Here is a 21632-nt window from a genome sequence, read left to right on the forward strand (position 1 = left end):
CCGCTCCGGCGGTTGGCTACCCTTGCCGCGTGCCGTCGCTGTTTCGCCGCAAGCCCACCGACCTCGTCGAGGAGGCCACCGCTGAGGTGACCCCCGAGGAGGAGTCCGCGTCCGCCCGCCCCCGGGGCTACACCCCGAGCAAGAAGGAGTTGGGCCGGGAGACTCCGAAGCGCCCGAGCGCCGGTCGGCGGGTCGTCGGCGACGCCAAGCCGCTCACCAAGCAGGAGGCCCGGGAGCGGCGCCGGCAGTTGCGGGCGGAGTCGGCGGCCGAGTTCCGCCGGGAGGGCGGTCCCCGGGACCGGGCTCCCGAGCGCGGGCTCGCCCGGGACGTGGTGGACTCCCGGCGTACCGTCGGGACCTGGTTCTTCGGCGGCGCCCTGGTGGTGCTGATCGGTTCGGCGAACACCATGCCGCCGGCGGTGCGGTTCGCCTCCAACCTGCTCTGGGGCCTGCTGGCGATCGCCCTGGTGATCGACTCGGTGCTGATCTCGCGGAAGATCAAGAAGCTGGTCCGGCAGCGGTTCCCCAAGACCGACCAGCGGATGGGCTCGCTCTACCTCTACGCGATCATGCGCTCGATCACGTTCCGCCGGATGCGCGCTCCGGTCCCCCGGGTCAACCTCGGCGACAAGATCTGAGCCACGGGCGCGGCCCGGCGGGCGAAGCGTCGGTGCAGGGCGTTTCACGCACGCCCAGCCGGGTGAAGCGTCGGTGCAGGGCGGTTCACGCACGCCCAGCAGGGTGAAGCGTCGGCGCACAGCCGTTCAGGGAACGCCGAGCAGGCGGAGCAGGGCGGCCGTGCCGGCCGCCGCGACCACCACCGCGACGAACGGGGCACGGCGCCAGGCCAGCACGGCGCCGACGAGTACCCCGGTCGGGCGGGCGAAGCCGGCGAACGCGCCCGCCTCGGTCAGCGCCGCCGTCACCGCGAGCGCCGCGAGCAGGGCGGCCGCCGCCATCGGCAGCAGCCGGTTCACCCCGTCGGGCAGGGCCAGCCGGTCCCGCAGCACCACTCCGGAGAGCCGGAGGGCGTACGTGCCGACGGCCAGCGCCAGGATCACGACGATCAGCATCTCGACTCCCCCGGTCGACGCTCCCCCGGTCGACGCTCCCCCGGTCGACGCTCCGGCGGCGGCGACCCGCACCCGCCGACACGCCGACGGCTCAGCACGGCCGCGCCCGAGGTCGCCGGGGCAGCAGCAGTACGGCTAATCCGGCCAGCGCCAGCAGCACCGGCAGGCCGGCCGGCAGTACGGGGGTGACCAGCAGCGCGATCGCCGCGCCGACCAGGGCCACCCGCCGGGTCTGCGGGTCACGCAGCGCGGGCAGCAGCAGGGCGAGCAGCCCGGCCGGGAAGGCGGCGTCCAGCCCGAGCCGGAGCGGGTCGCCGACCCGGCTGGCCAGCAGCACCCCGAGCAGGGTGCCGACGTTCCAGGCCAGGAAGAGCAGGATCCCGGCCAGCCAGAAGGCGCGGTGCCGGCCCGCCCGGTCGGGTTGGGCCAGCGTGAACGCGGTGACCTCGTCGGTCATCAGGTGGCTGCCGAGCAGCCGGTGCCGCCAGCGCCGCCCGAGTACGTCCCCGAGGGCCAGCCCGAACGGCAGGTGCCGGGCGTTGAGCAGCAGACCGGCGAAGACCGCCGCGACGGGGCTGCCGGCCGCGACCAGCCCGACCGCGACGAACTGGGCGCCACCGGCGTACAGCAGGGTGGACATCGCGACGATCGCCGGGACCGGTAGACCGGCGGCGAGTGCGACGGCGCCGAAGGAGGCGCCCACCGCCACCATCGCGACCGCGATCGCGCCGATGTCGCGCAGCAGGGTCCGGGTCGGCACCGATCCGGATGCCGGTGTTCGGTCTACCGTACGCATGGTTCAGAATAATGAACACCTGATGCCTGTTCGTCAAGCCGAACGGATGGACCGATGGATCGAACGCAGTCCCGCTCCGGCGACTCTCCGGTGCCCGCCATCGCCGCCGCCCTGCGCCGGGAACGGGAACGCAGCGGCATCTCGCTCGCCGAACTGGCCCGCCGGGCCGGAATCGCCAAGTCGACCCTGTCACAACTCGAAGCCGGCAACGGAAACCCGAGCGTGGAAACCCTCTGGGCCCTCGGGGTCGCCCTCGGCGTACCGTTCAGCCGGCTGGTCGAGCAGCCCCAGCCGGCGGTACGGGTGATCCGGGCCGGCCAGGCCCCCGGGTTCCGCTCCCAGCAGGCCGAGTTCACCGGCACCCTGCTCGCGGCCGGCGCACCACAGGTACGCCGGGACGTCTACCTGATCGAACTCGAACCCGGCCAGCCGCGCGACGCCGACCCGCACATCCCCGGCAGCGTGGAGCACCTGGTGCTGGCCGCCGGCCGGCTGCGTACCGGACCGGCGAGCGACCCGGTCGAACTCGGCCCGGGCGACTACGTCAGCTTTCCCGGCGACGTCCCGCACCGGTACGAGGCGCTCGCCCCCGGCACCTTCGCCGTGCTGGTGATGGAGCACCCCTAGAGCGTGCCGGGCCCACCGGCGTCGACCGGGGCCGGCGCCCGGTAGAGCCGGGCGACGACCTCCTCGATGTCCGGCTCCACGATGGCGATGTCCCGCAGCGCGGCGACCCGGGCCAACCCGGCCACCACCTCGGAGGCGGTCGCCGACTCGCAGGCGAAGACCAGCCGGCGCCCGTCCGCCTCGGCACGCAGCAGCGGCGCGCCGGGCAGCACCGGCGGCTCGGCGAGTGGCTCGTCGAGGTCGGCGACCACCTGCCGGCGCGAGCCGTACCGCGCGTGCAGCGCCTCGATCGACCCGTCGTGCACCACCCGACCGTGGTCGATCACCACCAGCCGCCGGCAGAGCCGCTCGATGTCGGCCAGGTCGTGCGTGGTCAGCACCAGCGTGGTGTCGCCGGCCGCGCCGAGTTCGGCCAGGAAGGCCCGGACCGCCTGCCGGCTCACCACGTCGAGCCCGATCGTCGGCTCGTCCAGGAAGAGCACCTCCGGACCGTGCAGCAGCGCGGCCGTCAACTCGCCCCGCATCCGCTGCCCCAGCGAGAGCTGCCGCACCGGCACGTCGAGGAACCCGTCCAGGTCGAGTTCGGCGCGGCAGCGGCGCAGCCGGGCGGCGTGTTCGGCCGCCGGCACCCGGTAGACGTGCCGAAGCAAATCGAAGGAGTCCCGCAGCGGCAGGTCCCACCAGAGCTGCGAACGCTGCCCGAAGACCACCCCGATGCGCAGCGCCAGCCGGGTGCGCTGGGCCACCGGCAGCAGCCCGCAGACGCGTACCTGCCCGGACGACGGGCTCAGCACCCCGGTCAGCATCTTGAGCGTGGTGGACTTGCCGGCACCGTTCGGCCCGATGTAGCCGACCATCTCGCCGCGCCGGACCGTGAGGTCGATCCCGTCGACCGCGCCGACCACCCGCTTCGTCCGGCGGAACCGGCCGGCCCGGACGCGTACCACGAACTCCTTGCGCAGGTCGCGGGCCTCGATCACCGGGGCGTCCGGCGGGGTCGCGGTCACGAGCCGGTGCTCCGGTAGTGGCGTACCCCGAGCCGCCACACCCCGGCGGCGATCGCGGCGGCCGGCACCGCCACGCCCGGCGCGGCCCAGCCCACCCAGGTCGGCAGGCCCAGCGGGTCGGCCCGGCCGAGCAGCGCCAGTGCCGGGTAGTAGGCCACGAAACCGAACCCCATCCCGTACGCGAAGGCCGCTCGGAACCAGCCACTATAGACAGTCATCGGGTACGTGGTGAAGTCGCGCCCGCCGTAGGTGAACGCCGAGCCGACCTCGCCGGAGTCGATCCACCAGAACGACAGCGACGCGGTGGCCACGAAGATCGAGGCGAAGAAGACCGCCCCGGCCAGCGGGGTCAGCACGGCCAGCACCACCCGGCCCGGCGTCCACGCCAGATCGGCGGCGACCAGCGCGACCACCAGCACAGCCGCCCCGAACACGGCCCGGGCGGCCTTGCGCAGCGGCAGATCCATCAGCAGCAGTTGGGGCAGCGCGCCGAGCGGGCGGACCAGCACCGCGTCCAGCAGCCCGGACCGGACGTACCGGCGGAGCACCTCCACGTTGCCGACCGCGAGATCGGCGGCGGCGAAGGCGGCCGCGGAGAGGCCGACCATCACCATCGCCTCGGTCCGGTCGAAGCCGCCCAACTCCCGGGTGACCCGGAACAGCACCAGCACGGTGATCACGTCGAGGGCGGTGGCGCCGACGTTGCTGACCAGGTCCACCACGAACGAGGTGCGGTACGACGCCTGCGACCGGGCCTGCCCGCGCAGCAGCGCCAGATAGGCGGGTGCCCGGCGCAGCCGGTACGTCCACTCAGCCACCCTGCACCACCAGCCTGCGCTCGGCCCGGCGCTGCACCGTACGGCAGGTCAGCAGGAGCAGCCCCACCCAGAGGAGTTGTACGCCCACCATGCCGGCCTGGATCGCCGCGCCGTCCCGCTCGACGAGTACGTCCAGCGGGGTCTGCAACAGGCTCGGGAACGGGGTGGCCAGCCAGAGCGGCACGGCGATCCAGTCCGGCATGAACCGCAGCGGGAAGTAGAGCCCGGCCAGTACGCCGGAGCTGAGGGTCCAGAGGATCATCGCGCCCCGGGCGTCGTGCAGCCAGTACGCGGTCGCGTTGACCAGGAACCGGCAGCCGAAGCAGATCACCACGGCCAGCCCGACGGAGCACGCGAAGAGCGGCACCGTCTGCCACCGGGTCGGCAGCGCGAGGTCGAAGAAGAGCAGCCCGGTGAGGACCGGCGGGAGGAAGCGGGTCAGCAGCGCGTACCCGGCCCGGCCGAGGTCGGCGGCGAGGTAACTGACCACCGGGTGTACCGGGCGGAGCAGGTCGCTGGCGACCTCGCCGGTGCGGATCCGGTCGGCCAGTTCGGTCCAGCGCCAGAGCAGCACCACGGCGAGCAGCCCCTGCCCCACCCAGACGAAGGTGGCCAACTGGGCCGGACTGTAGCCGGCGGCGTCGCCACCGGCACCGCTCGCGACGGCCAGCAGGACGTAGCAACGGAGGAAGCCGAAGACGGTGTTGGTGAAGGCGCCGGCGACGGTAGCTTGCCGGTAGGTAGAGTATCGACGAAACCCCGATCCGGTTATGGCAGCAAATGTCCGGAACCATGGGATGATGTTTCGGCTGATGGGTGGTGCCACAGTGGCGGTGACCGAGCCCACGCCGTTACCCTCCTTCCGCGACCACGCTGCACCGAGCCGGGTGACTTTACCCGGAACGCCCGGCTGCCCAGCGAGATTTTTCGACGAGGTGACACCCCGTGAGTGAGCGACGCGAGCCGGCTTCCCCGGCCGCGTGGCGCGCGGTTTCGCGTAGCGCTCACGGCACCGTCTCCCCGCCCCGGAACGCCGGCGTACGCCCGGGAGCGTCGCGGTGAGCGGCCGGTACTCGGGCCGCTGGGGCGAGCCGGCCGAACCGTCCTGGGTGGTCGAACCGACCGCCGAGTGGGAGCCACAGTTTCCCGGTCAGCGCTATCCCGGCGACATCGGCCACCAGCGGCGACGCCCCCGACCGGCGGGCCGGGCACCGGTGCCGACCGGCCGGGCCAAGGTGCCACCGCCGGGTGCCCGCCCCGGCGAACCGGAGACCTTCGGCCGCCCCGAGCCGGTCCCGAACGGCCGTCCCGAGCCCACCTCCACCGGCCGCCCCGAACCGCTTTCCAATGGTCGCCCCGACACGTTGCCGAAGGGGCGCCCCGAACCGCTGCCGAACGGGCGTCCCGACGCGCTGCCGAAGGGGCGTCCCGGACAGCCGGCCGGGGCACACCCGTCGGCCCGGGGCGACGGGCCGCCGCGCGAGACGCGTACCGGCCGGCTCGACCGCTGGGACAGCCGGTCCGCCGGCTGGAACCCGCCGCCCGACTCCCGGGACGACGGCCCGGACTCCTGGGACCAGCCGTCGAACGGACGTGGCCGACCCGCGGCGGAATACCGCGGCGGCGGTCCGGTACCGGTCGGCCGGGACGACCGGCGGCCGCCCGGTGGCGAGCCCGGACCGCGCGGAGGTCGCGGCGAGAGTGGCTTCGCCGGTGGCCGGGCGGCGTCGCAGCACGATCCGCACCGCTCCGGGGACGATCGCCCGGGCCGGGCCGGCGACGACCGGCCGGGCCGGGCCGGCGCCGCGCCCGAGCGGCGTGGACGGTGGCTCACCGGACCGGCGTCCGAGGAGACCCAGCCGCTGCCGGACCGGCGCCCGATGCCCTCCGACGGCCGGCCCGGACCACGGGACGGCCGGGGGCGGGTCGGGCCGGGTGCCCGCCCGGCCATGCCGGCGGCGTTCGACGGCCCCACCGGTCCGGAGCGGGGCGTTCCCGGGCCGGACCGCGCCGATGGTTGGGCGGCGCGCTCGGCCGGCCCACCGCATCCGGGGAGCCGCGAGATGCCACCGGGCCGCGAGGTACCACCGGGCCGCGAGATGCCACCGGCCCGCGAGATGCCACCGGGCCGCACCCCGCCCCGGGCCCGGCCCGACCGGCCCGGCTCCGAGCCTCCGGTCCGGCGCCCCGCCGCCGGACCGTCCGGTGCACCCAGTTGGCCGGCACAGCGCGGTCCGGCCCAGGAACCGCGCGAGGGCCGGCGCTTCCCCGACCTGGGCTCCGGCCGTCCACCGGTACGCGACCCGCGCGGCACCGATCCGGCCGTCCGGCCAGGCCCGGCGCCCCGGGGCGACCGAGTGGGACCGCCGACCCCGCCCGGCGTCGACCGGCCCGCCGCCGAACTGGCCCCGGGATACGGCCGACCGGAGCGGACCCCGGTCTCGGGTCCCGACCGGGTCCCGCCGCGCAGCGGCCAGCCGGACGACGCGCCGGTCCGCCCGGACCGGGTCGCCGGATATCCGGTCGTCGCCGCCGGAACGGCGAGCCCGACCGATCGGGTCGGCCCGACCGTACCGCCCCGGACCGGCGAACCGCCCCGGCCCGGCGAGACCCCCCGGACCGGGGAACCCGCCCGCGCCGCCGAGCAGCCTCGCCCGGTCGAGCCCGCCCGCCGGATCGAACCGGCGCACCCGGTCGAGCCGGTACGCCGGGTCGAGCAGTCCCGGCCGATCGAGCCCCGCCCGGTCGACGCCGGACGCCCGGTGGAACCACCCCGTCCCGTCGAGCCGGCCCGCGCGGTCGAGCCGACCCGGCCGGTGGAGCCGACCCGGCCGGTGGAGCCGACCCGGCCGGTGGAGCCACCGCGCCCCGTCGCGCCACCCCGACCGGTCGAACCACCGCGCCCCGTCACGCCACCCCGGCCCGTCGAGCCGGCACGCCCGGTCGAGCCGCCCCGGCCGGTCGAAGCGACCCGGGCTGCCGAGCCGCCCCGCCCCGTCGAGCCACCCCGCCCCGTCGAGCCACTGCGGCCGGCCGAGGCGGCCCGGGCCACCGAGCCGGCCCGTACGGTCGAGCCGCCCCGGCAACCGGATCCGGTCGAGCTGCCCCGGATCGCCGAGGCGGGACCCTGGCTCACGCCGCCTCCGGTCGAGCCCGCCGGACCGGTCGAACCGGCGGAGCCGCCGCGCGAACGGGCAACGGGCTGGCTGACCCCGGCCACACCGTCGGATCCGGCCCCCACGCCGCCCCGCCAGCCGTCCGCGGAGGAGACCGGCGAGCGACCGCCGGTCACGCCACCCCCGACCACGGGACTCCGGCTGGAGTTCCTGCCAGCGCCGACGCCCGCCGGCACACCGTCCCCGACCACGCCCGTCGAGTCGACGCCGCCCGACAGCCCGCCCCCGGGCGCAGCGGTCGGAGCGGAGACCGGCGGACCGGTCGAGCCCGCCGCCACCCTGGAGGCGGGTCCCGCCATCGAGCCCGCCTCGCCCGTCCCCTCGTCCGGTCCTCCGATCGAACCGGCCGCCGCCGGGCCCGTACCGGAGGCCGGACGGGCCACCGATTCGAGTGAGACTTCCGTACCCTCCATGCCAAAGACCGGACCTGTCGCGGACCGTGCTCCAGTCGGACCGCTCACCGATGCCGCCCCGGCGGCCCCCTCCCCCACCGAGCCGGAGACCGGCCCGTCCTCGGCCGCCGACGGAGGTACCGGCGCTGCGGACCAGCCGCGCGGCGGCGACCCGGAGCTGACCGTCGACGCCGGGGCACCGGCGTCCCCGGCGGACGACCCGCCCGAGGCCGCACCGGGTCCGCAAACCCCGACGGACGCGGCGGCGCGGAGCGCGCCGCCGGCCACCGCAGCCGCCGCAGCAGTTCCGGAGGAGGTGGCATCCGGCTCCGGCACCCCGCCCTCCGCACCCACCTCCGGCCCGCCCACCTCCGGCCCGCCCGCCTCCGCGCCCGTCTCGGGGCCACCGGCCGAGGCGCCCACCTCCGGGCCGCCCCTGGCGACCTCGCCGCCGGGTTCGCCGGTCGTCGAGGCGAGCCCGGACACGGTGCTGCCGACCGGGCCGGCCGCCGGGGCGGCGACCGCGCTGAGCGCGCCCACCATGCTCACCCCGATCATCCGGCCCGGCGAGAAACGCGGACCGGTCGAGCCGGAACCGGCCGACGTCACGCCGGAGCCGGCCGCCACCGACCCCGAACAGGTGCTCGCGTCGTACGAGTGGCGGTTCCACCACGAGACCCTGCGGGAGCTGGTCGAGGACCCCGAGTCGCTACGGGCGATCCGGGACCGGTTGACGGAGAAGCTCGAACCGGCGAAGGACAACGGCACCCGGGCCCGCCTGCTGAGCCTGCGCGCGGTGGTGTCCCGCATCCTCGGCGAGCTGGGCAAGGCGCTCTCCGACGGCAAGCTGGCGCTGGCCCACGCGGAGGCGACCGGCCAGTTGCGACGGATCGCGATCGCCCAGGCCCGGTTGGCGCACGTACTCCAGTGGCGGGGCGACTTCGCCGAGGCGGACCGGCTCTTCGCGGAGGCGAACTCCTCCGAGCTGCCGGACCGGCTGCGGGCCACCATGCACGAGCACGCCGGGCGGTCCTGCTACGACCAGGGCCGCTACATGGAAGCCTGCAACCACTTCGAGAAGGCGCTGGAACTGCGCAAGGTCGAGGACCCGGACCTGATCGCCCGGACCGAACTCGCGCTCGACGCGGTCTTCAACAAGGTCGCGCAGAACGGCTGGGGCCCGTACCCGCGCGACCGGGACGAGATCCTCCAGGTGCACAAGCCGCCGGTGCCGAAGTTCAGCGAGAAGGTGCAGCGCTGGGGGTACGCCGACCCCGACGGCCAGCTCGCGATCGCGCCGAGCTACGCGGACGTGCAGCCGTTCCGGGACGGGGTGGCCTGGGTACGCCGGCCCGAGACGCGCACCTGGGAGCTGATCGACGAGACCGGTGAGCTGCTGATCGAGGCGTCCACCGGTTACCTGGGCGTCGGCTCCTTCTCCGACGGGCTGGCCTGGGTGTCCCGGGACGGCACCGGCGGCTGGATCGCGATCGACAAGGCCAACAAGGTGGTCATCCCGGCCGGCTTCGAGGACGTACGCCCGTTCCGGCGCGGTGTCGCCGCCGTCCGTCGGGGCGGCTGGGGCGCGGTCGACCGGACCGGCAAGGTGGTGCTGCCGACCCGCTACACCGGCTTCACCACCGCCCTCACCGACGGGCGGTACGTCGACGGTTTCACCGACGAGGGGCTGGCGATCGTCGACGCGGGCGGCCGCAAGGGTGTGGTGGACCGGTCCGGGCAGGTGCTGGTCGCGCCGGCCCACCCGGCGCTGGTGATCCACCCGGTCGCGTTCCTGATCGGCAACGGGACCGGGCAGTGGGGTGCGCTCGACCGCCGGGGCGAGCCGCTGATCGACCCGGTGCACCCGAGCCGGAACGACGTGATGGAGGAGATCGACCGGCTGCTCGCCGACACCAAGCCCGTGCTGTAGCGCAGCCAGCCTGTGTCCGTAGGCAGCGAGTTGGTGCCCGTAGCGCAGCCAGCCCGTGCTGTGATCTGCGTTCCTCACCCCGTCGCCCAACCTGATCCACTCGGGGTACGAGGACTAGGGTCGTTGGTATGGAATTCCGACACCTTGGCCGCTCGGGCCTGCTGATCAGCGAGATCTCGTACGGAAACTGGATCACCCACGGCTCCCAGATCGAGGAGGACGCCGCGCTGGAGTGCGTACGCGCGGCTCTCGAGGTCGGGATCACCACCTTCGACACCGCCGACGTCTACGCCGGCACCAAGGCGGAAGCGGTGCTGGGCCGGGCCCTCAAGGGCGAGCGCCGGGAGGGCCTGGAGATCCTCACCAAGGTCTACTGGCCGACCGGTCCGGGTCGCAACGACCGGGGCCTGTCCCGCAAGCACATCATGGAGTCGATCAACGGCTCGCTGCGCCGGCTCCAGACCGACTACGTCGACGTCTACCAGGCGCACCGGTACGACTACTCCACGCCGCTGGAGGAGACGATGGAGGCGTTCGCCGACGTCGTGCACTCGGGCAAGGCGCACTACATCGGCGTCTCGGAGTGGAAGGCGTCGGAGATCCGGGCCGCGCACGCGCTCGCCCGCGAGCTGAGGATCCAGCTCGTCTCGAACCAGCCGCAGTACTCGATGCTGTGGCGGGTCATCGAGGAGGAGGTCGTACCGACCAGCCAGGAACTCGGCGTCGGCCAGATCGTCTTCTCCCCGATCGGCCAGGGCGTGCTGACCGGCAAGTACCTGCCCGGCCAGGAGCCGCCGGCCGGCTCCCGGGCGACCGACACCTCCGGCGGGGCGGGCTTCATCGCCCGGTTCATGTCCGACGAGGTGCTGACCCGGGTGCAGCGGCTCAAGCCGCTCGCCGAGCAGGCCGGCCTCAGCATGGCCCAGCTCGCGGTCGCCTGGGTGTTGCAGAACCCGAACGTCTCCTCGGCGATCATCGGCGCCTCCCGGCCGGAGCAGGTGCGCGACAACGTCAAGGCGGCCGGGGTGAAGCTCGACGCCGAGCTGCTCAAGGCGATCGACGAGATCGTCGACCCGATCACCGAGCGGGACCCGGCCAAGACCCAGAGCCCCGCCCAGCGCCCGTGATCTCGCGGCCGTCCTGACTGCGGCGGTCCTGACTGCGGCGGTCCTGACTGCGGCGGTCCTGACTGCGGCAGACCCGCCCCGGCGTTACGCCGGGGCGGGTCGGTCAGCCCTGCCAGAAGCGGATCAGGCGCAGGCCCTCGACGTAGAGGTAGTCGGGCAGGCCGATCAGGTCGCCGACCGCGAAGACCCCGTCGAAGAACCAGCCGCCGACGCGCGGGTTCCAGAGCAGGGCGAAGAGCAGGATGAAGCCGAACGGCGCCATCAGGTCGTAGCCGCGCCGCCACTGCGCGTTCAGCCAGGGCTGGATCACGTTGCCGCCGTCCAGACCCGGTACCGGCAGCAGGTTGAGCACGCTCGCGGTCAACTGGAGGAAGGCGAGCAACGCGACGGCGGACCAGAACTCCGGCCGGGCCAGCACGTCCACCCCGATCGCGAACGGGATGACCAGCAGCAGCGCGAAGAGCACGTTGGTGGCCGGGCCGGCGAGGCTGACCAGCGAGTGCCGGAGCCGGCCGGGAATCTGGTGCCGGTCGACCCAGACGGCACCGCCGGGCAGGCCGATGCCGCCGAGCAGTACGACCACCACCGGCAGGATGATCGAGAGCAGCGGGTGGCTGTACTTCAACGGGTTGAGGGTCAGGTAGCCGCGGTGCGCCACCGCACGGTCACCGGCCCGGTACGCCACCACGGCGTGCGCGTACTCGTGCAGGCAGAGTGAGACCAGCCAGCCCGAGACGACGAAGAGGAAGACGTCGAGCCGGACGTTGCCGAACCCGTTCCACGCCATCGCGCCGCTGGTCACGAAAAGCGCGACCAGGGCCAGGAAGATCGGGCTGGGCCGGAACGCCTCCCGGGGCACGCCGAGGACCAGCCGGTCCCGGCCGCGTTGGTCGAAGTCCATCGGCGTCACTCGGCCGCGGGCAGCAGGCTCATCCGGTATTCCACCCGGTCGTCCTCGACCAGCAGCACCGAGGCGACACCCGAGGCGGCGAGCTCACGCCAGGTCTGGCCGATCCAGGACTCGGCGTCGGCCTGGCTGCTGAACGCCTCGGTCGGTCCGTTCACCGGATCGCCGTCCGCGCCCTCGTACCGCCAGCTCCACGGCATGTCGCGTCTCCCCTCGCCGATCTTCGCGCCGACAAACCTCCGCCAGCCTAGTCGGCCGGCCGGTGCCAGCCAGTCAGAGCGGTCCGGAGCGGGTTGCGCACCCGTACCTCACCGCGAACTGCCCAGCCGAGCGCTCTAAGGTACGGGCATGTCCGTAGACGGGTGGAGCAGGCTCCTGGTGCTGGGCGGGATCCGCTCCGGCAAGTCCGAGTTCGCCGAGTCGCTGCTGAAGGACGTACCGGTTGTCCGTTATGTCGCGACAGCCGTGACCGATCCGGACGACCCGGAGTGGACGGCCCGGATCGATGCCCACCGGCTGCGCCGGCCGGCGGGCTGGACGACCGAGGAGGCCAACGCCGACCCGTCCCGGCTCGCCGGCCTGATCGCCGACGCCGGGCCCGGCGACACGCTGCTCGTCGACGACCTCGGCGGCTGGGTGACCGTGCTGCTCGACCCGGCGCACCAGCCCGCCGACGACGTCGCCACCATCGGCGAACTCGGGGCGGCGATCCGGGACTGCCCGGCCCGGCTGGTGCTGGTCAGCCCCGAGGTGGGGCTCTCGACGGTGCCGGTGACCCCGCTCGGGCGGGCCTTCGCCGACGCGCTCGGCACCACCAACCAGACGGTCGCGGACGCCTGCGACGCGGTGGTGCTGGTGATCGCCGGCCAGCCGGCCTGGTTGAAGGTCGGGGCGGACCAGTCGCCGCCGGCCCCGGACGGCGCCGGCCAGCCTGGGGTACCAGCGCAGGCCGACCGAGCCACCGATCAAGCCGCCGCCGACCGAGTCACCACCGACCGGGCCGCCACCGACCGGGCCACCCCGGCGGGGTCGGCCTGGACCGAGGTACTGGGCGCTGTGCCGCAGGTCCTCCGCCCGACCGTGATCCCGGCCCCGGCGGCCGAATCGGCGCCGCCGAGCGGGCCGGGGAAGACGGCGGGCTGGACCGCGCCGACCATGGCGCTGCCGATGGTCGCCACCGGCCTGGTCATCCAGCCCGGGATGGACCTGCCGATGCCGGACGAGTACGCCGGACCCGCCGCCGTCGACCGGCTCGGCACCCTCGACCTGCCCGGTGCCGGCCTCGGTCACCTGGAGCGGGTGGTCTCGTTCGCCGCCGCCACGCAGGGTACGACGACCCCGCAGCCCTGGCGCTCGGTCCGGGTGCTGCTGCTGCACGGCGACCACTCCGGCGGTGCCGCCGCCGGCGCGGTACCCGGCGAGTCGGCCCGCCGCGCCGAGCAGGCCCGGCAGGGCACCGGGCCGATCGCCCGGCTGGCGGCCGAGGCCGGCGCCACCCTCCAGGTGGTCGAGGCACCGCTCTCCCGCCCCGTCGAGGAGGGCCCGGCGCTGACCGCCGAGGAGGTCGACGCGGCCCTGCGCTACGGCTGGCGGCTCGCCGAGGAGGCGGTGGACGCCGGAGTGGACCTGCTGGTCCTCGCCGCCACCGGTGCGGGTACCGAGGCCGCCGCCGCGGCCGTACTGGCCGCCACGGCCGGCGCCGAACCCGCTGCGGTACTCGGCCGGGTGGTGACGCTCGGCGGGAAGGTGGACGACGAGGCGTGGATGCGGCGCTGCGCGGCGGTACGGGACGCGATGCACCGCACCCGGCGCAGCCCCCGGGACGCCAAGGACGTACTCGCCGAACTCGGTGGCGGCGACCTGGCGATCGCCACCGGCGTACTGCTCGGGGCGACCGCCCGGCGTACCCCGGTGCTGCTGGACGGGCCGGTCGGGGTGGCGGCGGGCCTGGTCAGCCGGGATCTCGCCGGCCAGGCCCGGCACTGGTGCCTGCTGCCGGACCACGGCGACCACCCGGCCGTCAAGCTCGGTGCCGACGTGCTCGACCTGGCCCCGCTGTTCGACCTGCGACTCGGCCTCGGCGAGGGCGCCGCCGCGTTGGCCGCGCTGCCGCTGCTGCGCTCGGCGCTGACCCTCGCCGGCACCCTGCCGGTGCACCCGAGCCTGGCCACCGGCGAACCGACCGACGGCGAACCGGCGAACCCGGCGGACGGCGGCGGGACCGACCCGACGCCCGAGGGCTCGCTCCCACCGGTGCCGGATCCGGCCGAGCCGTGGGCACCGGGCCCGGCGACCGACCGGCCGGGGCAGGGCGACGACAGCCCCGACGACGACCAGGAGTTCATCGAGCCTCCGCCGGCCGGCCCCGGCCCGACCACCGTGCCGGAGGAGAGCATCGGGCCGGCAGACACCACCGGGCAGCCGTCGACGGACGCACCGCCACCCGGACAGCCGACCGGCACACCGTCACTGCCGGGAGAGTCGACGACCGACACGCCGCCACTGCCGGGGCAGCCGTCGACCGGCCGCACCGGGCCGGCGGACGACCGGGACGCCGGGCGGGTCGGCGGCGCCACCGTGCCGCCGGGTGTCTGAGGACCGGTCCGAGGGCCGGTTCGCGGCCGGCGGCCGGCTGGCCCTGACCACCTTCACCGTCGCGCCGCTGCGGGCCGGTCGGGTCGACCGCGCCACCGCCGGTACGGCGATGACCCTGGCCCCGCTGGTCGGCGCCCTGCTCGGGCTGATCCTCGCCGGGCTGCTCGGCGGGCTGGCGGCGATCGCCCCGCCACTGGTCGCCGGTGTGGTGACCGTCGCCGCGGCGGCGCTGCTGACCCGGGGACTGCACCTGGACGGGCTGGCCGACACCGTGGACGCGCTCGGCTCGTACCGCTCGGGAGAGGCGGCGCTGCGGATCATGCGGCAGCCGGACGTCGGGCCGTTCGGGGTGACCGCGCTGCTCCTCGTACTCCTGCTCCAGGCGGCGTCGTTCGCGGCGCTGGCGGCCCGGCCGTGGACCGCGCTGCTCGCGACGCTGGCCGCCGGTGCCGCGACCGGCCGGCTGGCGGTGAGCTGGGCCTGCCGGCGCGGTGTCCCGGCGGCCCGCCCGGAAGGGCTCGGCGCGCTGGTCGCCGGCACCGTCGGCCCGGCGGCGCTGCTCGGGCTCTCCGCCGGGGTGGCGCTGCTCGCCGTGCCGGCGGTGCCGGACCGCCCCTGGCAGGGGCCGCTCGCGGTCGCCGTGGCGCTGGCCGGCACCCTGCTGCTGCTCCGGCACGTGGTACGCCGGATCGGCGGCATCACCGGCGACGTGCTCGGCGCCAGCGTCGAACTCGGCGGCACGCTCTTCTACCTCGGGGTCGTGCTGACCGGCTGACCGGGCAGGCGTTCGCGGGTAGCGTTCGCGAAAGGGACACCAGCACGAGTGGCAGGCCGACAGGCGGTCGAGCGGGGGACGTTATGCTCATCACGGACGATTTCCTGCCCGTGCCGGTCCCGGAGTCGTTGACCGCGACCTACCTGGTGCCCACCACCGGCCAGGTCGACCCGGCCCCGGCGGAGGCGGTGGCGGCGCTGGGCGGCCGGCTCTCCGGGCCGGTGCACGACCTGGCCCGGCAGATGCTGGACAGCCCGCTGATGACGGTCGACACCCGGCCGATCGCCGAGTTCCCGCACCTGCCGCCGGACCTGCTGACCGCGTTCGGGGCCACCGACACCCAGCTGGCCCGGCTGGACGCCGCCACCGACCTGGTGGTGGTGCAAGCCAGCTACCGGCCCGGCTGGCCGCCCGCGCACGAGTGGGCGGCCCGGACCGTCGCCTGCGCCGTCGCCGAGTCCCTCGGCGCCGACCTGGTGGACGTCTTCGCGTTGCAGTTCCTCGACCCGGCCACCGCGCTGCGCTCGCTGCCCGACGCCGAGGGCCGGGTACGGCTGATCGACTGGGTCCTGGTGCCGTACTCGTCCGACGACGGCGGGCTCTGGTTCACCACCAAGGGACTGCGCCGGTTCGGGCTGCTGGAGTTGCAGGCGCAGGGGGTGCCGACGCACCTGACCCGGGCCTGGGGCGCGGTGATGACCGGGGCGGCCCGACGACTGCTCCGGGCCTGGACCGACGGGCTCACCGACAGCGAGGTGCCGGCCTTCGTCCAGTTGCCGGTGGTCACCTCGGTCACCGGGCACGACATCGCGGTGGCGTACGGCAATCCGCAGCAGCACGACACCACCGGTCCGGCGGCGCTGCGGCTCGAACTCGACCCGGCCACCGACCCGGACGCGGACTCGTTCCTGACCCTGCTGCCGCCCTCCGGGCACCCCGGCCCGGCCGGGCGGTACTTCGCCGCGGTCTGCGCCGCCCTCTTCGGCGCCGCCGCCCAGTCCGACGTCCGGTACGCCCGCCCCGACGACGCGATGGCCCGGGCGATCGCCACCGCCCGGGACGGACTGCCCGGCATCCGGGAGCGGTTCCTCGCCGGCACCCTGCCGGACGGGGTGCAGTTGCTGGTCAAGTACGGCCTGCCGACCGACGAGGGGCCGGAGTTCGTCTGGGCCGGGGTGACCTCGTGGGCGACACCGGAACGGATCGTCGGGGCCAGCGCCAGCGACGCCACGGCCGATCCGGCGGTCCGGGTCGGCCGGCCCGTCGTGGTGGACGCCGTCGACGTGGTCGACTGGGCCCTGCTGGACGGCAGCGGGGTGATCGAGGGCGGCTGGACGCAGGCCGTACTCGACGCGGGCGACCGCTCCCAGCGCTGACCCGGCGCGGGGGCCGCTACCTCACGGAGGGTTGCACGAACGGTGGCCGGACCACCCGCATCGTCGCGCGGCGGCCCCGGACGTCGACCACGACCTCGTCGTCCTGGCCCAGCCCGGCGGCGCTGTCCAGCAGGGCGAGGGCGATGCCGGCCTTCCGGGTCGGCGAGAAGGTGCCGCTGGTGACCGTGCCGACCGGCGTGCCGTCGGCGGAGAGCACCGCCATGCCCGGCCTCGGGATGCCCCGGTCCAGCGCCAGCAGCCCCCAGAGGGTACGGCGGGGCCCGGCCGCCTTCTCGGCGAGCAGCGCGTCCCGGCCCCAGAACGCCGGCTTCTCCCAGCCAACCGCCCAGCCCGCCCGGGCCTGCACCGGGGTGATCTCCGGGGAGAGGTCCTGGCCGTGCAGCGGGTAGCCCATCTCGGTCCGCAGGGTGTCCCGGGCGCCGAGGCCGCAGGCGCGGATCCCGTACGGCTCGCCGGCCGCCAGCAGCGCGTCCCAGACCGTGGTCGCCGCCTCGGCCGGGACCACCAGCTCGTACCCGTGCTCGCCGGTGTAACCGGTCCGGCAGACCACCAGCGACACCAGGTCACCGGCCGGGGTGGGCGCCCCGGCGCTGGAGAAGCCGAGTTCGGCGGTGGAGAAGCTCATGTAGCCGTGCTCGGTCGGCAGTCCGAGGGTGCCGAGCAGCTCGGCCGAGCGCGGCCCCTGCACCGCCAGTACGGCGTACGCGTCGTGCTCGTTGGTCACGGTGATCCCGGCCGGGGCGGCGGCACGGAGCCGGCGTACCACCTCGGCGGTGTTGGCGGCGTTCGGGATCAGGAAGACGTGCTCGGGGCCGTGCAGGTAGGCGATGATGTCGTCCACCACGCCGCCGGTGGCCTCGTCGCAGCAGAGCGTGTACTGCGCCCGTCCCGGCCCGATCCGGCCGAGGTCGTTGCTGAGGCAGGCGTTGACGAAGTCGGCCGCCCCCGGACCGGTGACCCGGGCCTTGCCGAGGTGGGAGACGTCGAACACACCCACCCCGGTACGCACCGCGGTGTGCTCCCGGAGGACTCCGCCACCGGCGTACTCCAGCGGCATGGACCAGCCGCCGAAGGCGGCGAACTTGGCGCCGAGCGCGGCGTGCCGCTCGTGCAGCGGCGACTGGCGGAGTGCGTCGGCGGAAGGTTCCGGGGTCTCGCCGGTCACCTGCGTCGGGTCGGTCATGGGTCGCAACCTACCTGCGATCCGGCTGATGGTTAGCATCGGCGGGACCCCTCCGGCGGACCGTCGGCGGGACAGCCCCTTCGTCCGGCGGGTAGGTTGCGCCGGAGACCACAACGCCCGGCCGCAACCAGGCGGCCGGCCACGCCCGTCCGGAGCCGCGCAGTGACATCGCCCAGCACCAGCCTCAGCCTGGTCGACACCGACCCCGCCGAACTCGCCGTCGACGCCGTCGTCATCGGGTTGCACAGCCAGACGGCGGACGACCCGGGCTCTGGCGCCGACGCCGCCGGGGCCCTGCTCCTCGCGACCGGCGCGGAGAGCATCGCCGCGGCGTTCGACGGCCGGCTGACGGAGACCCTGGCGCTGCTGGGCGCCACCGGCGGCCCGGGTGAGGTGATCAAGCTGGCCACCCTGGGCACCATCACGGCGCCGCTGGTCGTCGCCGTCGGGCTCGGTGCCGAGCCCACCGGCGCCGCCCCGGCACCGGAGACGCTGCGCCGGGCGGCCGCCTCGGCCGTCCGGGCGCTGGCCGGCGCCGAGCGGGTCGCGCTGACCCTTCCGCTGCCCGACGACGAGGACGGTCCGGCCGCGCTGCGCGCCACCGCCGAGGGTGCGCTGCTCGGGGCGTACCGGTTCGCCGGCTACAAGACCCGGCCGCAGCCGACCCGCCGTTCGCCGGTCGCCGCGATCGCGGTGCACGTGCCGGACGCCGGTGACGACCGGGCCCAGGCGGAGATCACCCGGGCCGGTGTGGTGGCCCGGGCCGTCACCCGTACCCGGGACTGGGTGAACACGGCGCCGAACGAGCTGCGCCCGCCCTCCTTCGCCGACTCGGTGGCCGCCGCCGCCCGGGAGGCGGGGCTCGGCGTCGAGGTCCTCGACGAGCAGGCGCTGGCCGCCGGCGGCTACGGCGGCATCCTGGCCGTCGGCCTCGGCTCGGAGGCGCCGCCCCGGCTGGTGAAGCTCAGCTACGACCCGGCCGCCGCCGGTGTCGCCGGGTCGGTGAAGCGGCTCGCGCTGGTGGGCAAGGGCATCACCTTCGACACCGGGGGCGTCTCGATCAAGCCGGCCCAGGGCATGTGGGAGATGAAGTCCGACATGGCCGGCGCGGCGGCGGTCGCCGCGACGATGCTGGCGGTCGCCGAGCTGAAGCCGGCGGTGGCGGTGACGGCGTACCTGCCGATGGCCGAGAACATGCCGTCGGCGACCGCGTACCGGCCGGGCGACGTGGTGACGATGTACAACGGCAAGCGGGTCGAGGTGCTCAACACCGACGCCGAGGGGCGGATGATCCTCGGTGACGCGATGGCCCGGGCCTGCGAGGACGGCTGCGACTACCTGGTCGAGACCTCGACGCTGACCGGCGGCCAGGTGGTGGCGCTGGGCAAGCGGGTGGCCGGGGTGATGGGCAGCACCGACCTCTGCCAGCGGGTCCAGCAGGCCGGCGACGCGGCCGGCGAGCCGACCTGGCCGATGCCGCTGCCGGACGACGTCCGCAAGGGCATGGACTCCGAGGTCGCCGACATCTCCCAGGTGAACGCGTCGATGGACCGGGCCGGTCACATGCTCCAGGGTGGTGTCTTCCTGCGCGAGTTCGTCGCCGACGAGGTGCCGTGGGCGCACATCGACATCGCCGGGCCGAGCTACCACTCGGGCGAGCCGACCGGGTACTGGACCAAGGGCGGCACCGGGGTGCCGGTGCGTACCCTGCTGGAGCTGGTCGACGACATCGCCGCGAACGACTGACGCCGTGCGCCGCCGACCCCTCCGGCGGGGTCGGCGGCCGGGCGGTCAGGCCGTGGGCCGCCGCTTGCGGCGCTCGTTGAAGTCGCGCATCCGCTGCGGATAGCCGACCAGCCGCACGTCGTAGATCGGGATCGCCATCTTGTGCGCGAACCGCCGGGCGCCGTCCGGGCCGTCGATCCGGCGCCGGGTCCATTCGCCGTCGTGCGCGATCAGCATGACGGTGGTCTCGGTCACGGTCGTCCGGGGCTCGATGAACGCCTCGACACCGCGCTTCGACCGGACGAACTGTTCAAGATGGTCAAGATCGGCACGGCTGGCGGGACGGTCACCCGCCGTGACAACAGCCTTCTTGCGTCGGCGAAACCAGGCCAACCCGACCCTCTCCTCCCCGGCACGGCCGCCCCGCGACGAAACTGGCGACTTCCGGCAAGCGTACGTCCCGACGACGTGTCCTTGGGCACCTCGGTACGCGGCCCGCTTCCACTAGTGACAAGATGACCGAGGTGGGCGCTCCCCGGTCGGCGACTGTCAGTTCCGGAGAAAGTCCACGCCACGCCGGGCGGAGAACCCGACCGGGGGTGGCGGTATGCCCGGTTGACCGGCATCACCCTCGTAGCAGCGACGCGACCTGGGAGTTAACTGTGAGCGAGCCGAACGGCGGAACGTTCGATGTCGTCATCCTCGGGGGTGGCAGCGGCGGGTACGCGGCGGCGCTGCGCGCCGCCCAACTGGACCTCTCGGTCGTGATGATCGAGAAGGGCAAGGTCGGCGGCACCTGCCTGCACAACGGCTGCATCCCCACCAAGGCGCTGCTGCACGCGGCCGAGATCGCCGACCAGACCCGCGAGTCGGAGCAGTTCGGTGTCAAGGCCGAGCTGGTCGGCATCGACATGGCCGGCGTCAACTCGTACAAGGACGGCGTGATCTCGCGGCTCTACAAGGGCCTGCAAGGACTCATCAAGGGCGCCAAGATCACCGTGGTCGAGGGTGAGGGCAGGCTCGTCTCCGCCGACACCGTCGAGGCGAACGGCGCCCGCTACACCGGCCGCAACGTCATCCTGGCCACCGGCTCGTACGCCCGGTCCCTGCCCGGCCTGGAGATCGACGGCGAGCGGGTGATCACCAGCGACCACGCCCTGACCCTGGACCGGGTGCCGACCTCGGCGATCGTGCTCGGCGGCGGCGTGATCGGCGTCGAGTTCGCCAGCGTCTGGAAGTCCTTCGGCGTCGACGTCACCATCATCGAGGCGCTGCCCCGGCTGGTCGCGGCCGAGGACGAGGAGTCCTCCAAGGCGCTGGAGCGGGCGTTCCGCAAGCGCGGCATCGCCTTCAAGACCGGCAAGCGGTTCGAGAAGGTGGAGCACACCGAGAAGGGCGTCAAGGTCACCATCGAGGGTGGCGAGACCTTCGAGGCCGAGGTGCTGCTGGTGGCCGTCGGCCGTGGCCCGAACACCGCCAACCTCGGCTACGAGGAGCAGGGCGTCAAGCTCGACCGGGGCTTCGTGATCACCGACGAGCGGCTGCGCACCGGGGTGCCGAACGTCTACGCCGTCGGCGACATCGTGCCCGGCCTCCAGCTCGCGCACCGGGGCTTCCAGCAGGGCATCTTCGTGGCCGAGGAGATCGCCGGCCGCAACCCTGCCGTGATCGACGAGAACGGCATCCCCCGGGTCACCTACTCCGACCCGGAGCTGGCCTCGGTCGGGCTCACCGAGGCCCGGGCCAAGGAGCAGTACGGCGCCGACAAGGTGAAGACCTACAACTACAACCTCGGTGGCAACGGCAAGAGCCAGATCCTCAAGACCGCCGGCTTCGTCAAGCTGGTACGGGTCGACGACGGTCCCGTGGTCGGCCTGCACATGGTGGGGGCCCGGGTCGGCGAGCTGGTCGGCGAGGCGCAGCTCATCTTCAACTGGGAGGCGTACCCCGCCGAGGTGGCGCAGCTCATCCACGCCCACCCCACCCAGAGCGAGGCGCTCGGCGAGGCCCACATGGCCCTGGCCGGCAAGCCGCTGCACGCACACGCCTGACCACAGAATCTCCGCGCCCGCCCGGCACCAACCGGGCCAGGAACGCACAGGCC

General features: G+C 74.6%; 17 protein-coding genes and 1 pseudogene. 9 read left to right on the plus strand and 9 right to left on the minus strand.

Annotated elements, in window-relative coordinates; genetic code table 11:
• Window positions 1-29 precede the first annotated feature (29 nt).
• Window positions 30-638, plus strand: a complete 609-nt coding sequence (locus C6W10_RS26910; protein WP_107261596.1) for a DUF3043 domain-containing protein — start codon at window positions 30-32, stop codon at window positions 636-638.
• 126 nt (window positions 639-764) lie between these two features.
• On the opposite strand, the gene C6W10_RS26915 is transcribed toward C6W10_RS26910, so the two are convergent.
• Both C6W10_RS26915 and C6W10_RS26920 read right to left on the minus strand, forming a co-directional pair.
• The gene (locus tag C6W10_RS26915) at window positions 765-1073 is read right to left on the minus strand and encodes an AzlD domain-containing protein (RefSeq protein WP_107261598.1); all 309 of its coding nucleotides are present in this window, start codon (window positions 1071-1073) and stop codon (window positions 765-767) included.
• A 91-nt stretch (window positions 1074-1164) separates the two neighbouring features.
• Complete coding sequence (locus tag C6W10_RS26920) at window positions 1165-1869, minus strand: AzlC family ABC transporter permease (RefSeq protein ID WP_107261600.1); 705 nt, start codon at window positions 1867-1869, stop codon at window positions 1165-1167.
• A gap of 54 nt (window positions 1870-1923) precedes the next feature.
• Here C6W10_RS26920 and C6W10_RS26925 point away from each other — a divergent pair, with 54 nt between their 5' ends.
• Window positions 1924-2496: a helix-turn-helix domain-containing protein gene (locus tag C6W10_RS26925; RefSeq protein ID WP_107261602.1), complete on the plus strand. Its 573-nt coding sequence runs from the start codon at window positions 1924-1926 to the stop codon at window positions 2494-2496.
• On the opposite strand, the gene C6W10_RS26930 is transcribed toward C6W10_RS26925, so the two are convergent.
• Genes C6W10_RS26930 through C6W10_RS26940 form a run of 3 tightly spaced genes read right to left on the minus strand, consistent with a single transcriptional unit; the run spans window position 2493 to window position 5168 of the window.
• On the minus strand, window positions 2493-3476 hold the full coding sequence (locus C6W10_RS26930) for an ATP-binding cassette domain-containing protein (RefSeq protein ID WP_107264321.1): 984 nt from the start codon (window positions 3474-3476) through the stop codon (window positions 2493-2495). The genes C6W10_RS26925 and C6W10_RS26930 overlap by 4 nt on opposite strands.
• A 23-nt stretch (window positions 3477-3499) precedes the next feature.
• A complete protein-coding gene (locus C6W10_RS26935; RefSeq protein WP_107261604.1) occupies window positions 3500-4321 on the minus strand; it encodes an ABC transporter permease in 822 nt (273 codons plus the stop codon).
• Window positions 4314-5168, minus strand: coding sequence for an ABC-2 family transporter protein (locus tag C6W10_RS26940; RefSeq protein ID WP_107261606.1), 855 nt, complete (start codon window positions 5166-5168; stop codon window positions 4314-4316). Before C6W10_RS26940 ends, C6W10_RS26935 begins: the two co-directional genes overlap by 8 nt.
• Before the next feature lie 211 nt (window positions 5169-5379).
• Between C6W10_RS26940 and C6W10_RS38800 the strand changes: the two genes are divergently transcribed.
• Both C6W10_RS38800 and C6W10_RS26950 read left to right on the plus strand, forming a co-directional pair.
• Window positions 5380-9819, plus strand: coding sequence for a WG repeat-containing protein (locus tag C6W10_RS38800; RefSeq protein WP_234361442.1), 4440 nt, complete (start codon window positions 5380-5382; stop codon window positions 9817-9819).
• A 128-nt stretch (window positions 9820-9947) separates the two neighbouring features.
• On the plus strand, window positions 9948-10946 hold the full coding sequence (locus C6W10_RS26950; protein WP_107261608.1) for an aldo/keto reductase family protein: 999 nt from the start codon (window positions 9948-9950) through the stop codon (window positions 10944-10946).
• Between the two features lie 103 nt (window positions 10947-11049).
• Here the strand turns inward: C6W10_RS26950 and C6W10_RS26955 are convergent, their stop codons facing one another.
• Together C6W10_RS26955 and C6W10_RS26960 are read right to left on the minus strand one after the other, a co-directional pair.
• Window positions 11050-11847 carry a site-2 protease family protein gene (locus C6W10_RS26955; RefSeq protein ID WP_107261610.1) on the minus strand — a complete coding sequence of 266 codons (798 nt, stop codon included), beginning with the start codon at window positions 11845-11847 and terminating at the stop codon, window positions 11050-11052.
• 5 nt (window positions 11848-11852) lie between these two features.
• Window positions 11853-12053: a hypothetical protein gene (locus C6W10_RS26960; protein ID WP_107261612.1), complete on the minus strand. Its 201-nt coding sequence runs from the start codon at window positions 12051-12053 to the stop codon at window positions 11853-11855.
• Window positions 12054-12201: 148 nt separating this feature from the next.
• Here C6W10_RS26960 and C6W10_RS26965 point away from each other — a divergent pair.
• The 3 genes and pseudogenes from C6W10_RS26965 to C6W10_RS26975 all read left to right on the plus strand — a co-directional run.
• Window positions 12202-14247 (plus strand): annotated as a pseudogene (locus C6W10_RS26965) (bifunctional adenosylcobinamide kinase/adenosylcobinamide-phosphate guanylyltransferase); the annotation flags it as partial.
• A 193-nt stretch (window positions 14248-14440) separates the two neighbouring features.
• A complete protein-coding gene (locus C6W10_RS26970; RefSeq protein ID WP_107261616.1) occupies window positions 14441-15223 on the plus strand; it encodes an adenosylcobinamide-GDP ribazoletransferase in 783 nt (260 codons plus the stop codon).
• A gap of 83 nt (window positions 15224-15306) precedes the next feature.
• Window positions 15307-16599 (plus strand): DUF2314 domain-containing protein, encoded by a 1293-nt coding sequence (locus tag C6W10_RS26975; protein ID WP_107261618.1) that lies wholly within the window; start codon window positions 15307-15309, stop codon window positions 16597-16599.
• A gap of 16 nt (window positions 16600-16615) precedes the next feature.
• On the opposite strand, the gene gcvT is transcribed toward C6W10_RS26975, so the two are convergent.
• Window positions 16616-17803, minus strand: a complete 1188-nt coding sequence (gcvT, locus tag C6W10_RS26980) for a glycine cleavage system aminomethyltransferase GcvT (protein ID WP_107261620.1) — start codon at window positions 17801-17803, stop codon at window positions 16616-16618.
• A 162-nt stretch (window positions 17804-17965) separates the two neighbouring features.
• Here gcvT and C6W10_RS26985 point away from each other — a divergent pair, with 162 nt between their 5' ends.
• Window positions 17966-19549, plus strand: a complete 1584-nt coding sequence (locus tag C6W10_RS26985; protein WP_107261622.1) for a leucyl aminopeptidase — start codon at window positions 17966-17968, stop codon at window positions 19547-19549.
• 45 nt (window positions 19550-19594) lie between these two features.
• Here the strand turns inward: C6W10_RS26985 and C6W10_RS26990 are convergent, their stop codons facing one another.
• Entirely contained in the window at window positions 19595-19921 is a 327-nt protein-coding gene (locus C6W10_RS26990) for a hypothetical protein (RefSeq protein ID WP_107261624.1), read from the minus strand.
• 269 nt (window positions 19922-20190) lie between these two features.
• Here C6W10_RS26990 and lpdA point away from each other — a divergent pair, with 269 nt between their 5' ends.
• Window positions 20191-21579: a dihydrolipoyl dehydrogenase gene (gene lpdA, locus C6W10_RS26995; RefSeq protein WP_107261626.1), complete on the plus strand. Its 1389-nt coding sequence runs from the start codon at window positions 20191-20193 to the stop codon at window positions 21577-21579.
• The last annotated feature ends 53 nt before the right edge of the window (window positions 21580-21632 follow it).

It is taken from the genome of Plantactinospora sp. BB1, assembly GCF_003030385.1.
GTDB lineage: Bacteria > Actinomycetota > Actinomycetes > Mycobacteriales > Micromonosporaceae > Plantactinospora.

Excerpts from the sequence above, each read along its gene's own strand:
- C6W10_RS26915 (WP_107261598.1), bottom strand. The coding sequence starts at position 1,073 with ATGCTGATCGTCGTGATCCTGGCGCTGGCCGTCGGCACGTACGCCCTC.
- C6W10_RS26920 (WP_107261600.1), bottom strand. The coding sequence starts at position 1,869 with ATGCGTACGGTAGACCGAACACCGGCATCCGGATCGGTGCCGACCCGG.
- C6W10_RS26925 (WP_107261602.1), top strand. The coding sequence starts at position 1,924 with ATGGATCGAACGCAGTCCCGCTCCGGCGACTCTCCGGTGCCCGCCATC.
- C6W10_RS26950 (WP_107261608.1), top strand. The coding sequence starts at position 9,948 with ATGGAATTCCGACACCTTGGCCGCTCGGGCCTGCTGATCAGCGAGATC.
- C6W10_RS26955 (WP_107261610.1), bottom strand. The coding sequence starts at position 11,847 with ATGGACTTCGACCAACGCGGCCGGGACCGGCTGGTCCTCGGCGTGCCC.
- C6W10_RS26960 (WP_107261612.1), bottom strand. The coding sequence starts at position 12,053 with ATGCCGTGGAGCTGGCGGTACGAGGGCGCGGACGGCGATCCGGTGAAC.
- C6W10_RS26975 (WP_107261618.1), top strand. The coding sequence starts at position 15,307 with ATGCTCATCACGGACGATTTCCTGCCCGTGCCGGTCCCGGAGTCGTTG.
- gcvT (WP_107261620.1), bottom strand. The coding sequence starts at position 17,803 with ATGACCGACCCGACGCAGGTGACCGGCGAGACCCCGGAACCTTCCGCC.